Origin of the sequence: Kamptonema animale CS-326 (genome assembly GCF_028330895.1) — a bacterium.
In the GTDB taxonomy this organism is placed as follows: domain Bacteria; phylum Cyanobacteriota; class Cyanobacteriia; order Cyanobacteriales; family Microcoleaceae; genus Kamptonema; species Kamptonema formosum.
Genome location: NZ_JAQMUA010000397.1, coordinates 1 through 15,182, shown reverse-complemented (window position 1 = coordinate 15,182; position 15,182 = coordinate 1). Strand labels below are relative to the sequence as shown.

Here is a 15,182-nt window from a genome sequence, read left to right as displayed (position 1 = left end):
GCGGCGTTACATATTTTTCTCTGAAAAATTCACTGTTTAGGCTGATGATCTTAGAAGTTGCAATTCTCGATGTGAAACCTAGTTTAACCGCTGAATTTGAAATAGCTTTCAAAACAGCTTCAGCAATCATTTCTTCTATGCCAGGGTATATTTCTCACAAACTTCAACGCTGCATAGAAGATACAAACCGCTATATTCTACTGGTGCAATGGCAGAGTTTAGAAGATCATACTATTGGATTTCGACAATCAGCAAAGTATGAAGAATGGCGTGCTTTATTACATCATTTTTACGATCCATTTCCCACTGTCCAACATTATCAATTAGTAATGTAGCTAAGCCCTGTGGACAATATTAAACGTAGGGTGGGCGCAAACCGACAACGATCTATCTCTATGGATCGCAAACTTTTTGCGGCTTGCGCCGACCTTACAATTTGGCCGTAAAGTCACCGCCAAGATGGCGGCGTTACAGATAATTTTCTAGTTACTTTACTTCAACTTTGACAGCATAATTTGATGGATTTGGAGCAGAAATTGCAATAGTATGATCGCCGCTATTGGAGAGTTTACCTTGCCATTGAACAGTACCGAAAGCAGTGCCAAGTTTTGCACCATCAGGAGCGATAATATCTACACTAACAGTTCCCTCTTCAATCTTTACTGTCATCTCCTGATTGCTGCTGCAATTAAGAGTGTAACGTTTTAATTGATTTGCTTGTAAACTGTCGCGAACAGTTGTACCTGTAGCACCAGTTTCAAAGCTGACTCGCTCAGTTGTAGCTAAAGTTGGGGAAGGAGAGGGTGTGGGAGAGATTGAGGGGAGTTTGGGAATATTTGTCAGAGAAGTTTGAGAAGGCTGAGTTACAGGTGTTGGTGATGCGACAAGTGGTTGCGATCGCGTATTTGGTGGTGGTGGCGGAATAGTAAATTGTTGTGCAGAGGAAGCAGGCTTTACCGCAGTTGAATTTGCAGATGGTAGCTGAATTTCTACCTCATTTTTTGATAACTGCACTTGTTTCCAGGCTAACTCACCACCCAAAGCTAGCACTGCTCCCACGAGAGTACCACTCAGAAAAATTCCGCAATTTTTCCAAAATTGAGTTTTTGGCTGTTGGTCGCTCATACTTTAGGAGGAGAAGGAGAAAGGGAAGGAGAAAATAAAACTATTATTCTAGAGAGTGGAAACAATGAAAGTAAAATCATGTTTAATCCCTAGATGGGGACTAGAAAATGCCGAATTTATTTATTTTTAATCCTACCTTCCGAGTTGCCTCATTTCTCACCCTCTTGGCAATTTTGCTTCCGGGATGCAGTCAGCGGCCAAAGGAGGCTAAGTTGGCTCAATGGCGGGCCGAAGCGATCGCTAATAACAATGCTATGGTTGCACAGCGGGCAAAGACTACCAAGGTAAAGGAGTGGGAGTTTTTTGTTAGCGGACAAATTGCCAAAGGTACTCAGAGGTTCGGTTGGAGTGAATTGGAAGCGCTGGCAACTTCTCGCGCTAACACCACTTCGCCTCACAATAGCAAAGACTTGAATGCTATTCTCTATTTTCGAGGAATTGTGGTTTCGCAATTGCTCGATCGCTTGGGGGTTAAACCAGAGGCCACCAATGTCACATTTTTGGGCTATGACGGTTTTCGCTCAACAGTCAGCATCAAGGATTTACGCCGCTATCCAATTATCCTAGCAGTGGAGCGTGACGGCCGACCAATTCCTCGTAGTGAAGGGGGCCCTTTATCTCTGGTTTTTCCTCAAAGCGAATACCCGCAGTTACATGAGGAGTATGCGGAGAGATTTTGGGCATTTTATGTCACTCACGCGATCGTTGGTAATGAACCTGCACAAATACGTATTGGCAACCGCATCCTTGACAGCAATGCTCTCGATCGACTACCGCAAATTACTATTGAGGAGGCTGTTGGCTACCGCCAAGGGTGGCCGATAGGCAAGGTTAAGCTGCACGGCGTGCGGGTGCGGGATGTTCTCACTGCGGGGAATGTAGCGATCGCCAATCGTGAGGCAGTTATTGTTAAGGGTAAGTCTGCGGTATCCCGCGATCCCAAAAATCCCATCCGCTTGCGATCGGCTGATATCCGTGACTGCGATATCCTGCTAGTAACGCGATGGGGTGAGAACTACCAACCAATCTCGTCACGACTTGGAGGCCCCGTTACTCTGGCAATTCCAGCAAGTTGCTACAGCGGTGGCGGTTTCCAAACCCCCATAGATGACGATCGCCGTTGGTTAACTTTTGTTGAAGAACTTGATATTGAATAAAAGAACGCTAAAGCGCAACTACGTACCTTTATTTAAGGTGACAGGAGCTTCAGTCCTATTCAATACGGTTCCGTTAACGCTTTTTTTGTGATTGCGAGTTCAAGCGCGAAGCAATCCCAGTATCTGGTTTTCACAGCATTTTACCTCCAAAATTGTTGCTCTACTTTTGCTTAAGCACCAGCAACGTAATATCATCGAAAACTTTTTGCTCCCCAATATACCGATGCACATCTTCGATCGCAGCCTCCCTAATTTCTGATGCACTTCTATGGGAATTGCGCCTAATAACTTCTAGCAACCGCTCCATTTCATAGTGCTGCTTTTGCAAATTCTCTGCTTCTGTAATCCCATCGCTGTAAAGCACCACCACATCTCCCGGATGTAACTGCACTTCTGCATAAGAAAGGAACTCAGAAATATCTTCCTCCAAACCAATCGGAAACCCTAAATCCATCGTATCGATCCGCTCGATCTCGCCAGAAGCCCGCGCTACGATCGCCTCTTCATGCTGCCCGCTAAATCGCACTTTTCCATTACAATAATCCATCAACAAAAACGTCAAACTTTTATCAGAATTCATGCGCTGCACGTTCTTATAAACAGTTCGATTCAGCACCTTCAAAAACTGATTAGAATCCGTTTCCCCATTTTCGATCAGCGCCCGTACTGCTGCTTGTACGACAATCGTTAGCACACCACTTTCTAAACCATGTCCAGTCACATCGCCAATACAAATTTTAACGCTATCATTCTGTTGCAATACATCATAATAATCCCCCCCTACTTCATCCGCAGGCTGCATAAAACCCGCAATATCTAACCCAGTAATTTGACGGAGTTCCTCTTTTTTGGGTAGCATCATTTGCTGGAGTTGGCGGGTAATATCTAACTCCGCCGCCATTCGCATATTTTCAGCTTTGAGGCGCTCGTTAAGGAGCGTAATTTCTTCGTTAGCTGCTGCAAGTTGGGTCGTGCGATCGATGACTTTTTGTTCGAGAGTGCGGTAGAGCAGAGCGTTTTCAATAGAGATCGCAGCTTGAGCGGAAAGAATGCGAACTACTTCTAAGCGATCGCTTGTAAAAGCTCCCACTGTTAAGTTATTTTCTAAATACAAAATGGCGATTACTTTTCCGCGATCGCTAATGGGAGTACATAAAGCTGATTTAGGCTGGTGGTTGATGATGTAGCGATCGCCTGCAAATTGTTTCGATAAGCTTAAGTTATCAAAAACCGCCGTTGTTTGGCTTCTGGCTACAGAATAAATCAAATTTTTAGGTAATTCTTGGGATTCAGCCAGAGGAATTTGCACATGACTGATAAAGTTTTGGCTTGCTCTTACTACCACTAACCACCTTGTCTCTTGATAAATCGCTAAAGTTCCGCTTTCTGCTCCCGCTGAAGCGATCGCAATCTGCATCAAAGTCGCTAAAAATTTATCTAATTCAATTTCTTGAGAAATAGCTTGTGCAGCTTTCATAACAGCCGTAAAATCTAACTCTAAATTCTGGTTATGACTGCTGTTAGTGCTAGTCACGCTTATCTTCACCGTTGGAGAGATTGTTTCTCCAGATATCAGAGCTGGGTTAATTGGTTCGAGAATAGCCGCTAGAAATTGCGGATAGTGTTGTTCTAAATGGGCGAGTTTGGCTTTCGCACCCCATCGGTTGTAGCAGTGATAGGCTTCCTGAATATATCCAGCCGCAACTTTTTCTTTACCCCAAGTGAGATAAAATTTCGCCGCTAGTTCATTGGCTAGAGCTTCCTCCTGAATATATTCATTTTCTTTGGCAAGAGTAATAGCGCGATCGAACCAATCCCCAGCTTCATAATTCTTGCCTAAAACTCGGCATTTTTCGGCTTCTATTAAGGCAAATTTATGTTCGTGATTTGCCGGTGAATGGTGCGCCCACTTAGCCACAGTGTCTTGATGGGTTTCCACCAGAGCAAAAGTGTTAGCCTGCTCGATTTCTGACTGTGTAGGTAATAGTGCTAAGTAGGTTAATCCCGCATAAAAATGGAAAACTGGCTTAAAAATTAAAGGGGCAACTGCTAACACATAGAGGTTAGCTTTAGCAATGTAGTTTAGGGCATTGTTGTAGTTGCCAAAGAAATAAGCAAGCGTCAGTTTGTAGATATAGGTACAGGCGATCGCCGTAAGCTCATTATCCCGATCGAGCTTCGGAAGCATAACTCTTTCATCATAGGTAGGGCCGCTTAATAAATCTGGTTGATTGAGAGTTTCTATCAAGTTATGCGCTGTCTGTTTTTGCATCTTCAGGTACATCAGAGGAGAGTCTTGCTTCATCTGAGCTAGAGCAATCTCATAATTTTCAATTTCGGGTACCCAATCAGCTAAACATCTTCCAGCGAAGTAACTTTGATTAAAATAAACAATGATATTGTACCCAGCATTCAGAAAATCACCAGTTTCTATTCCCGCTAAATAGCCGTCTTTCAGCGTTAGGATTGTTGCTCTGAGCGCTTCTTTATGATGCTGGATAAAACCACCAAACCAAAGTAACGTTAAAGGCTTTAATTCCTGAACGTTTAACTGATTGAGCAAGCTCATAGCCAATCGCCCAAAATAATAACCTTTTTCTACCTCTCTCAAAAAAGTAGACAGCACCATACCATACCCTACATACCCTATTGTTGATGCGGGTGCATTCCCAAATTGAAGGGATAAACTTGCCATTGTCGCGCAAAGCAGAGGTAACAAGGCAGAATTTCCTTGAAAAGTGGGTATCAATAACATTGCTAATAGTTGCATTGCTGCTGTTGTCTGTCGATCGCTCATCTCAGGCAGGTTAACCAGTTCTTCAATCTGTTTACCTTGAAGTTGCTCAACAAGGGTGTTTAGCATTTTGCTAGTTAAGGCTTCGTCAGATTTAGCTGAGAACTCAACCCCTAATTCTGCTAGGATCTCTTGCCCTCTAGCGATCGCTTCTAATGTCTGACTCTGGGCAGTCAATGCTGCGATTTGAATCTCATAAATTTTCACTTTGTCTAGTATAGTCGTGGCTCTTAGCAAAACTTCTGCTGCCATTTCTTCCATGCTTTCAAAGTCGCCGTTTAAGTAAGCAGTTTCCGTCCCCGCCACATAAAGATGCAGAGCTAATTCATACTGAGTTTGCCAACAGTTAGTAGAGAGCAAATTAATCCCTGTTTGTACAAAACTTCGAGCCGCTGAGTAGGCTGTAGAATTTCTGGCTTTCTGTCCGGCAGCTAAGTTCAGTCTAGCTAAGGCTGCTCGTTCTTCTGCTTGAGTCATTAATTCAATTCCTAAATTCAAATGCCCGACAATATCAAACAGCTTTTCCTCTTTTTCTATTTTGGGTAAATTTTGCTGAAGTAGCTGACCGATGCGGAGATGAGTGGCTTGTTTTTGGTCGGAGGGAATGAGGGAATAAGCCGCTTGTTGAACGCGATCGTGCAAAAACCTGTATCTAGCAATTTGTCGATCGCTCGTTTCCTCTTCGGAGCTTAAACAATTGCTGCCATCAAATTGATAAAACTTGTAAACATTACTAATCGGTAAAATTAAACCCTCCTGCAAGGCTCTCCATAACAGAGTTGCTGTTTCTATTTCTGATTGTTGAGAAACGATGGCCAAAGTATGTAGATCGAACTGCGCCCCCATACAAGCAGCTAATTTTAAAGCATCTTGAGTTGGGATGGGTAACTTCTGCAATTGCAACCCCATAAATTCAACGATGTCGTCTGTAATTGCCAAGTCATTTACTTGGACAATATCACACTGCCAATTTTGAATTTCCCAATTAAAGCTAATTAACTCCTCATTATGTAAAGCTTTGAGAAACTGAGTGGCAAAAAAAGGATTGCCCTGACTTTTTTGATAAACTAATTTTGTCAAAGGCTGGGCAAGAGATAATTCACAATTTAACGTATCTGCGACTAACCGATTGAGATCGGTTTCCCTTAACGTTTTCAAAGTAATAGTATTAACTGTTGCTCCTGTTTTGATAATTTCATCAACTGTTAAAATGAAGGGATGAACGGGGGAAACCTCATTATCTCGATAAGCCCCTAATATTAATAGATGCCCTGTATCTTGTACTAATATTTTTAGCAAGTCTAGCGATGCAGAGTCAGCCCATTGCAAGTCATCTAAAAATATTACTAAAGGACGAGCTTGGCTGGTAAAAACTTGCACAAATTTTTGAAATAGTAAATTAAAGCGATTTTGGGCTGCTGTTCCTGATAATTCTAGGGCGGGTGGCTGTTTGCCGATGATGTTTTCTAACTCAGGAATTACGTCAATTAAAACTTGTCCGTTGTCTCCAACTGCTGAGAGAAGATTCGTTGTCCAGGTGGGCAATTGCTCATCTGATTCTGATAAAACTTGCCCCATTAAATCCCGAAAAGCTTGCACGAAAGCGGAAAAGGGAATATTCCGTTGAAATTGATCGTATTTGCCTTTAATAAAATAGCCCCGTTGCCTGACAATGGGTTTATGTACTTCATTCACAACGGCAGTTTTTCCGATCCCAGAAAAACCTGCTACTAGCATCATTTCGGCTGTGCTAGTGACCACTCGATCGAAGGCACTTAACAGTTGTTTAACTTCGGTTTCTCTGCCGTAGAGTTTTTCGGGGATAGTAAAGCGATCGCTAATATCTCGCTTCCCAATTTCAAAAAATTCTATCGTGCCTTTAGTTTGTAGTTGAGCCAGACACAATTCTAAATCATGTTTAATTCCCAAGGCACTCTGATAACGATCTTCAGCGTTTTTAGCGATTAATTTGCTGACGATTTCTGATAAAATTACGGGATTTTCTGAATTAACTTGATGGATAGGTATCGGTTGTTTAGCCAAGTGATAATGTACCAATTCCATTGCATCCTCTGAGGTGCAAGGTAAGCTTCCGGTTAATAATTCATAGAAAGTGATTCCCAGACAATAAAAATCGCTGCGATAATCAATTCCTCGATTCATTCGACCCGTTTGTTCGGGAGAAAGATATGCTAATGTACCTTCTAAATCTTTAGTAGTCTGAATTTCTTGGGTTTCTCTGGGCAGCAGAGATGCGATACTAAAATCTATTAATTTAATTTTTTTGCTCTGGGGATGGATCAGAATATTGGCGGGTTTGATATCTTTATGAAGGACTCGATTTTGGTAAAGATAGTGAAGAATCTCTGCGAGTTGGATGGCTACTTCGAGAAATTCTCCTAAAGGCAAGTATTTAGATGTGGAGCGTTCACCGTTGGCTATTTTGAGATAATCTGATAGAGAAATTCCGCCAAAGTCTTCCATCACTAAGGCATAGCCATTGCGATAGTTTTCTAGGGCTAAGGGTTTGTTAATGCTGGGAAATTCGAGATTTTTGCTAATGGTATATTGGTTCCATAATTGGATAGTTCCGTTAAAGTTTTGGTATTCGTTTCGCAGGACTTTGATGACAACCGGTTGGCGATCGCTAGTACGGATGCCACGATAGATAAGGGTGCGTGTCCCTGCGTACAGTTGCTCAACGATCTGATAATCTGGGAGGCTGACGATCGGACTCATAACTCTTTCACCTACTTTTAAGTTATTGTATATTCTTACCCAATAGTAGATAATCCCTGGACAGAGTTTGTAAGCAAGCTCCGCATTTATTTACTTTTCCAATACTATCAAAGCTATTCTTGGGTCGCAGGCTTGGCAATAATTCGTGACTCTCCTGTTTCTCTAAGGTTGGCTGGTTTTGCCTTGTGGACAATACACTGCCTGCGTTTCATGAAAATTCCAGATGTTCTCTATTAACAATTAGCAATTACCAGTTAGCAATTACCAATTACTAATGAAAATAACGTTATTTCACTCTATCCACACTCGAATTATGACAGCAACAACGCTGTTGATTGTTTCGATTGTCGGGGCGGTGGTGTGGTTCTCTGCGGTGAGTGAGGGCGATCGCTACCGGGAACAAAAGTTAGCTTCGGCGCATTCGCTGGCTGTAGCACTCGCCAATTTATCTACAAAGGAACTCGTAGTACAAAATTGGAGTACCATCCGCCTGAATCTAGATTTGCTACTGAAAAGAAATCCAGATTTTGTCTATATTTTAGTCTCAGACGATCGCGCTTATAATCAAATTGTCGCTTCATCACCGATCGAGTTTCAAGAACAGTACATACCCGATGTCGTGCCGCTAGCTGTGACACAGGTAGCTTTAAAGCACTACAGCAAGCGATCGACTCGATTGGCGGGATCGGCCTCAATGAGGGATGCAGGCATCTTTTCCAAAGCAGGAAGCCTCGGTGTGGAGACATTTGTACTGCGGGATATAGAGTTTCCCACAGGTACTTTGAGGGCGGCGCGAGGCGATCGCGTCATCGAAGTGGCGGCGGAGATTAGCACTGCTTCTGGGGATAAAATCGGTACTTTTCGCATTGGTATTTCCCTTAAACCCCTTGAAAGTGCCGTGAATGATGCTATTAAGCGGGCCTTGGCAATTGGGGCTTTTGCCCTCAGTTTTGGTCTGGCGGGGGCATATATATTAGCAAGGCAGCTCAGCCAGCCCGTGCAGCGCTTGCAAACGAGTGCTGCTAAAATTGCGGCGGGGGATTGGTATCATCGCGCTGAAATCAATCTCAGCGATGAAATTGGCGCTTTGGCATCTTCTTTTAATGAGATGTCGATCGCGTTGCAAAAGTCGTTTAGCAGATTAGAAAGAACAGTAGAATCTTTTGAGCGATTTGTGCCCAATAAATTTTTAAGCGCGATCGCCTCTGAGGGTATTGAAAATATCCAAGTTGGTACCGCCTCGAAGCGGACAATCACGATTTTATTTGCTGATATTAAAGGTTATACGTCAATGTCGGAACAGTTAACGCCGATGGAGACTTTTATATTTTTAAATGATTATTTAGCTTGTATGGGATTAGCGATCGAGGAAGCTGGGGGTTTCATCGATAAGTATATTGGGGATGCAATTATGGCGCTATTTGAAGATGAGGCGACTGACGGCGTGCTAGAAGCAGCCGCAGCCATGCGAAAAAACCTCGCAGAGTTCAATCAAGGGCGATCGCGGAAAAATCTACCCACGATCGACATTGGGATCGGCATTCATCGAGGGGAAGTGGTGATGGGTACGGTAGGTTTTACTTCCCGGATGGATTCAACAGTGATCGGCGATGCGGTAAATGTCGCGTCGCGAGTTGAAGGTTTGACTAGACATTACAATTGTGCGGTGTTGGTAACGGAGTCTGTCGTCAGTGCGACTCGACATCCAGAGGCTTTTAGGTTGCAATTGGTAGATCAGTCTGTGAAGGTGAGAGGGAAAGATGAGGCGATCGCGATTTATCAACTTCTAGTTTCTTGAGTAGGACTTATAGGACTTACGCTCATGGTTCCAGAAACCGGGTTTTTGAGATAATCTGTCGGTCATAACGAAGTATTTTCGTAAAAAAACCCGGTTTCTTTGGTTGGGTGCGCAAGTCCTGACAATGACAGATCGCAAGTAATTTGCCGGACATGATATGAGTGGGAGATAATTTATTGGCAGCGATCGTCTTCCCTGAATGTAAAAGTTTTATGTTAAAATATGATATAATCCCTTACCGTACTTGAGTTAAAATTATGAGTGAAAAATTAATAATTAGAAACTTTGCTGGCATCAAGGATTTAGAGATTGAAGTCAAGCGAATAAATATACTTATTGGCCCTCAAGCCAGTGGTAAAAGTGTTTGTGCTAAACTTCTATTTTATTTTAAAAACTTCGTATGGGAAATTCTATCTGTTGTCGAGAGCGAGCAGACAAAACGTAATCTAGATTTAAACTATTCCAAGAGATTTGAGGAATATTTTCCTCCAGATTGTTGGGGGAAACAAGATTTTTTTATAAGGTATGAAATTTCCAATGTTTTTATAGAGGTTACTAGAAGAAAGGATAGCAAAGCTAAGATTTCTCTCAGCTATTCAGACTTGTTCAAGAAAGAACTGGCAGACCTACGCAATTTAATGAAAAGATTAAGAGAGAAAAGCTCTGAAAAAGATATTCAATATGATAATTTTGAGCCACTATATTTAATCGAACAAGTAAGAAATCACTTGGTAGAATCTCTAGGCAAATCTATCTGTCGAGAGGCAGCGTTTCATCAGTTTTTTATTCCTGCTGGACGCTCCTTTTTTGCTAATCTTCAGAGCAACATTTTTTCCTTTCTGTCAAACAATAATACCTTAGATCCATTTCTAAAATCATTTGGCTCAATATACGAAGCTATAAAAGATTTGCGTCTAGGTGATCGCACGGATGACGAATATACGAAAGATATCCAAGAAGAAATAAACAAGTTAATAGAGAAGTCTCTATGCGGTAAGCATATACACGAGAAAGGCAAAAATTTTTTGGAGGCCGCAGATGGAAGACGCATGAATATTGCGAGCTCATCTTCCGGTCAACAGGAAACATTACCTCTGACAATTATTCTAGCTGCACTACCTTTTATCGCTTCCCCTCCTGTCGGTCAGACAGTATATATTGAGGAGCCAGAAGCGCATTTATTTCCAAGCGCACAGCGTAATATTATCGAATTGATTGCTACTGTATTTAATTCTCGGAAAGAGCAACTTCAATTCTTCATAACTACCCATAGTCCCTACGTCCTGACAGCACTTAATAATCTACTCCAGGCTGGGCTTCTTTATGAACAGTCCAGCCAAGATATACAAAATCAACTAGAAGAGATTGTATCTAGATACAAATCATTAGATGTTTCCGATCTCTCAGCCTATGTTTTGACGGAGGGAAAATGTAGTAGTATTGTGTGTCCTGATACTGGGTTAATAGATGCACGAGTGATTGATTCTGTTTCTGATGAACTAGCTATTGAATTTGATAAACTTCTAAACTTAGTTTGAATCATAATATGAAAAGTCTTCCCGAATGTGAGGAATATAGATCCGACACAAAAATTGTCTTGCAGGAGAACAAAAGTAAAATAACCTTCCTTAACCCTAATCAAGACCAAATATTAATAATTAAGGTTGATGGCTGCGTTATCAGCGACAATGAGACTTTGCGTTGCGACTACGCACTTATTCCTTATGATACAGTAGAAATATATGTGGAGTTGAAGGGAAGCGATATTTCACAAGCTGTTAAACAAATAAAATCAACAATTAGATTACTCTCGGAAAATCCCCAAAAAATAAAGAAGCTATGTTTTGTTGTGTCTACACGAGTACCCAAACAAACCACAAGTATACAACAGCTACAAAGTCAGTTTAAGAAAAATTTTAATGCTAGTTTCCGAATCAAGAATATTCAAGATGAGTATGATTTAAGTACCTGTATAAGCTAAATTTTACGTTTTAAAACTGCATAACTTAATAGGTCTTCCACGTTGTGAGTTCAAGCATATTTACACCAACGGCAGCAGCAAGCTCAAGTTCGAGCAAGACTTTGTAGAGTTAGCGCTACTATAAACTCTGTCCATGAGTCCAGCATAATTTATCAGCAGCGCCAACCCTACAACTCCCAAAAATCAAGCTCTCAACTGCACCGGCATCACCAGAAAAGTAGCATTTACACCACCCAAAGGCCTGATAATTACAGGAGCAGTTGCTTCATTTAACTGCATCTGAATTTCAGGAGAAGGAGCAGTTTTCAAAATATCAATCAAATACTTGACATTAAAGGCAATATCTATACTCTCCCCGGAGATTTGAGCAGACATAGATTCCGTACCGCTACCAACATCTTTGGCATCCACAGACAAAGTTACTTTCTGATTTTCAGCGTCGATACTACACTTGAGAATATTATTTTTTTGATCTGCCAAGACTGCAATTCTTTCTACTGCGGCTAAAAGCGATCGCCTTTCTAGCGTAATTAGCCGTTCAAAAGAGCGCGGAAGTAACTGCCGATAATTGGGATATTGCCCCTCTAAAGTCCGCGTTGTCAACCGTTGATCTGCCCATTCAAACACAATTTGACCTTGATCTAAATGTAGGGCCACAGGTTCGCTGCTTTGACCAGCCGCTACCATTTTCTCTATTTCTCGTAAGGCTTTTGCTGGCACAGTGATCTCAAATATAGCTGAGGATTCTTGAGTTGGTAATGAGGCTTCGTCATACTCGCGATCGCTCACTTTAGCTGTTTCTACTACCGCCAATCTATGACCGTCAGTAGCAGCAAATTCTAGGCTATCTTGCTGCACTTTTAAATGTACGCCAGTCAAGACTTGTTTTGTCTCGTCGGGGCTAGTTGCAAATAAAGTTCCTTTTAAGCCCGCGATCAAGGCTTCAGGAGGCAAATTAATCAATTCTCCTCCTTCTATTTCTGGCAATTCTGGGAATTCTTCGGGCCCCATACCCCTAACTGTATATTTGCCTGATGAGGATGTGACAGTTGCGATCGCCTCCCCCGCATCGTCATCTAAGCTAATCTCTCCATCTGGCAGCCTAGAGATAATATCATTAAGCAACTTCGCAGGTAATGTAAAACTACCGCCTTCATCCACCTGTGCTGCAAAGCTAGTGCGAATTCCCAGGCTAAGATCGAACCCTGTTAAACTCACCCGCTGGGTTTTTTCGTCTGCTACCAATAGAACATTAGCAAGTACCGGATGCGTCGGGCGAGAGGGAACTGCCCGACTTACTAGCGAAAGGTTGCTATTGAGGTCACTTTGTGTACAAATCAGTTTCATTGTAATGCTAAATGTAGGGCTTAGTATTTGTGCGGTTGAGTTTGAGAATATCTTGAGGAGTCGGTAAGTCCAATTGGGATTTAGAAACCGCCCTGACACAGAAGAAAATCTTATCACTATTGGTCTGAGCAATCCCACGCAATTTATCGCAATGCCCAAGACGGTGAGGACAGAACTTCGTAACGCTCTCTGCTAATTTAACCCAGAGGGCGGCGATGTATAGCAGAAGGCAGGAGGCAGGAGGTAGAGCCGTAGGCGCAGCCAGCCCCAGGCATCGTAACAAGGCTTTCAGTAATCGTAGGCGTAGCCAGCCGGAGGCATCGTGTCTGGTGTCGCCTTGGCGACTGCTATAAATTATAAAATTGTCCTAACGATCGCAGCGGTTGCAATGTTCGGTTTTGACAGAAATTGTAGTCAGCGCGTAAGTCTTGTGAGAAATATGTATAAAAGTGTGTCCAAACTCTACTAGGCGATCGCCTGAGAAAACAGTCCCTAGTATTGCTTGTGGAAAATGTGGAAAAAATCAGTAGATTGCTTCTGTGCTTATGTTTCACGGCTAAATTCCCTGTGGAAAACTTGTGGAAAAATGGTTAAATGCGATCGCAAGCTTTTATACTAAGTATGGCTATATAGCAACCGCCACAACGTTTAGGACATTCTCGATCGCCCAAATCCTTTCTCTGATTGCCTCCTGCCTTCTGCCTTCTGCGTGACCCACAGGTTCTCTCAAAAACCCGGTTTCTGGGACAACCTGCGTAAGTCATATTGAAAATAAATCGATATTCGGACGCAAGAGATTAGGGATAATAGGGCGGTTGAGCCAATGTCCCTCTGATTGCAGCATGGTAGTTAAAAAGCTGGGGCGGACGTATTTGTAGCGGGCGATAACCGTCTGCTCTTCTTCAACTTTAATATACAGACCTTCCATTAGGGATGTGCGATCTGTTTGGGCGATCGCGCGCTCTGCATCCAACCCTTTTTCCTGGCAAACTCGGCGCAACTGTTCTAGATGCCCAGGTTCAATATAATGAGAGTTGTCGATGAATTCTATCAGTTGCTTGTGAGATTTCAGTTTACCTGCAAATAAAACGGGAACAGAAACTAGAGGTAATCCTGCTAGTAACTGTTTGCGGCTTTGGGTGCTGAGAAATTGCTGTTGCTCTCGGTCGAGCACGTCGTATTCTAGGAAATAGTGCGGCAGAGCGTTATAAAATATGGTATGTTTAGCATAGAGCCATTCACCGTAAAGTATGTAGCGATCGCCTAACACTTTCCAGAAAGTTTCAGTATGGGTATAAGCCCACTGTTTAAATAAGTTAAAGTGTTTTTCTCGCTCTCCTCCTGTGAGGTAATGACCTCGGCTTTGGAGCAACATTTGCCCATTCGAGGCAAAGCTGATGGCAGCATTAGCACCGTCTACTTTTTCTTCTACAACTGTAAACTGAGATGCGATCGCGCTAAAGGGCACGCTATCGAGATCCTCATCCCCCGGTTGCAGCCGCGAACCTTCAATGTGATGAGTGCGAGGATATTTGTAAATTTGCTGCTGCATGAGCTATACCACCTGCTAAGAGGGTGACGACGTTCTTAATTGCTAAAACTTAATGTGCGGTAAGTAGAAGGAAGAAGGAAGAAGGATTTAGTTATGTATGAAAGAAGGAAGAAGGTTTATACAATCAGCTTTTTAGCCATCTCGATCTTATGTTTAATTAGGTAGAGCTACTTATTGGACTTAAGAGCGATCGCTACTCACAGATGAGGTGTAATTGCAACAACCGTAATCTGTCCCTGACCAGGCCCATAGTACCAAAAAACCCGAAAAGCTCCCGGCGTTTTATTCTCCACATAAGCCTCAAAAATATCCTCGCCATCAGGGCCAGACAGAGCCTCAAACTTGTGACTATTAAGACCGGGATGACGCAAATTATTTGCCATCAATCCCAGCGTTTTCCTCACCTTATTGTACTTCTTAAAATCATGTTCTTGAAGATTAGCTAAACAGATTTTCGCCTCAGTTGAAAATTGCAGCCGGAACTTCATTAATCCTCAATCTCCAAATCTGCATAATCAGCGAAGTCCCCCAAATAGTGAACATCACCTACCGCCGCCTGTTCAAGTCCACGCAGCACAGACGCAAGGGCCTCTTGATTCCGCCACAACCACCGTTCGTACTCAGGAATATTTTCCATTGGGTCTAGCAAGATTTGTCCATCATCATTACTGAGTACGCGGTACTCAGTC

The 15,182-nt window shown here is 42.6% G+C and carries 11 protein-coding genes; 5 read left to right on the top strand and 6 right to left on the bottom strand.

Features of this window, described 5'->3' with window-relative positions; all coding sequences use genetic code 11:
* Positions 1-335: antibiotic biosynthesis monooxygenase family protein (locus PN499_RS23445; protein WP_334311712.1), on the top strand; the 335-nt coding region annotated here is incomplete at its 5' end.
* Between the two features lie 151 nt (positions 336-486).
* On the opposite strand, the gene PN499_RS23440 is transcribed toward PN499_RS23445, so the two are convergent.
* Positions 487-1,125, bottom strand: coding sequence for a hypothetical protein (locus tag PN499_RS23440; protein WP_272035118.1), 639 nt, complete (start codon positions 1,123-1,125; stop codon positions 487-489).
* 107 nt (positions 1,126-1,232) lie between these two features.
* Between PN499_RS23440 and PN499_RS23435 the strand changes: the two genes are divergently transcribed.
* Positions 1,233-2,282 (top strand): molybdopterin-dependent oxidoreductase, encoded by a 1,050-nt coding sequence (locus PN499_RS23435; protein WP_272035116.1) that lies wholly within the window; start codon positions 1,233-1,235, stop codon positions 2,280-2,282.
* 160 nt (positions 2,283-2,442) lie between these two features.
* Here PN499_RS23435 and PN499_RS23430 read toward each other — a convergent pair whose 3' ends face one another.
* Positions 2,443-7,815 (bottom strand): AAA family ATPase, encoded by a 5,373-nt coding sequence (locus tag PN499_RS23430; protein ID WP_272035115.1) that lies wholly within the window; start codon positions 7,813-7,815, stop codon positions 2,443-2,445.
* A 274-nt stretch (positions 7,816-8,089) separates the two neighbouring features.
* Here PN499_RS23430 and PN499_RS23425 point away from each other — a divergent pair, with 274 nt between their 5' ends.
* The 3 genes from PN499_RS23425 (at position 8,090) to PN499_RS23415 (ending at position 11,594) form a co-directional block, all read left to right on the top strand.
* Entirely contained in the window at positions 8,090-9,613 is a 1,524-nt protein-coding gene (locus PN499_RS23425) for an adenylate/guanylate cyclase domain-containing protein (RefSeq protein WP_272035114.1), read from the top strand.
* Positions 9,614-9,870: 257 nt separating this feature from the next.
* Complete coding sequence (locus tag PN499_RS23420; RefSeq protein WP_272035112.1) at positions 9,871-11,151, top strand: AAA family ATPase; 1,281 nt, start codon at positions 9,871-9,873, stop codon at positions 11,149-11,151.
* Positions 11,152-11,159: 8 nt separating this feature from the next.
* Entirely contained in the window at positions 11,160-11,594 is a 435-nt protein-coding gene (locus tag PN499_RS23415; RefSeq protein WP_272035110.1) for a hypothetical protein, read from the top strand.
* Positions 11,595-11,777: 183 nt separating this feature from the next.
* Here PN499_RS23415 and dnaN read toward each other — a convergent pair whose 3' ends face one another.
* The 4 genes from dnaN to PN499_RS23395 form a co-directional block, all read right to left on the bottom strand.
* Positions 11,778-12,941, bottom strand: coding sequence for a DNA polymerase III subunit beta (gene dnaN / locus PN499_RS23410; protein ID WP_007355709.1), 1,164 nt, complete (start codon positions 12,939-12,941; stop codon positions 11,778-11,780).
* A 760-nt stretch (positions 12,942-13,701) separates the two neighbouring features.
* Positions 13,702-14,493, bottom strand: coding sequence for an RNA ligase family protein (locus PN499_RS23405; RefSeq protein ID WP_272035107.1), 792 nt, complete (start codon positions 14,491-14,493; stop codon positions 13,702-13,704).
* A 197-nt stretch (positions 14,494-14,690) separates the two neighbouring features.
* On the bottom strand, positions 14,691-14,981 hold the full coding sequence (locus PN499_RS23400) for a hypothetical protein (RefSeq protein ID WP_272035105.1): 291 nt from the start codon (positions 14,979-14,981) through the stop codon (positions 14,691-14,693).
* Positions 14,981-15,182, bottom strand: a 202-nt coding sequence (locus tag PN499_RS23395; RefSeq protein WP_272035104.1) for a hypothetical protein, incomplete at its 5' end; no start/stop codon positions are given. The genes PN499_RS23395 and PN499_RS23400, both read right to left, overlap by 1 nt.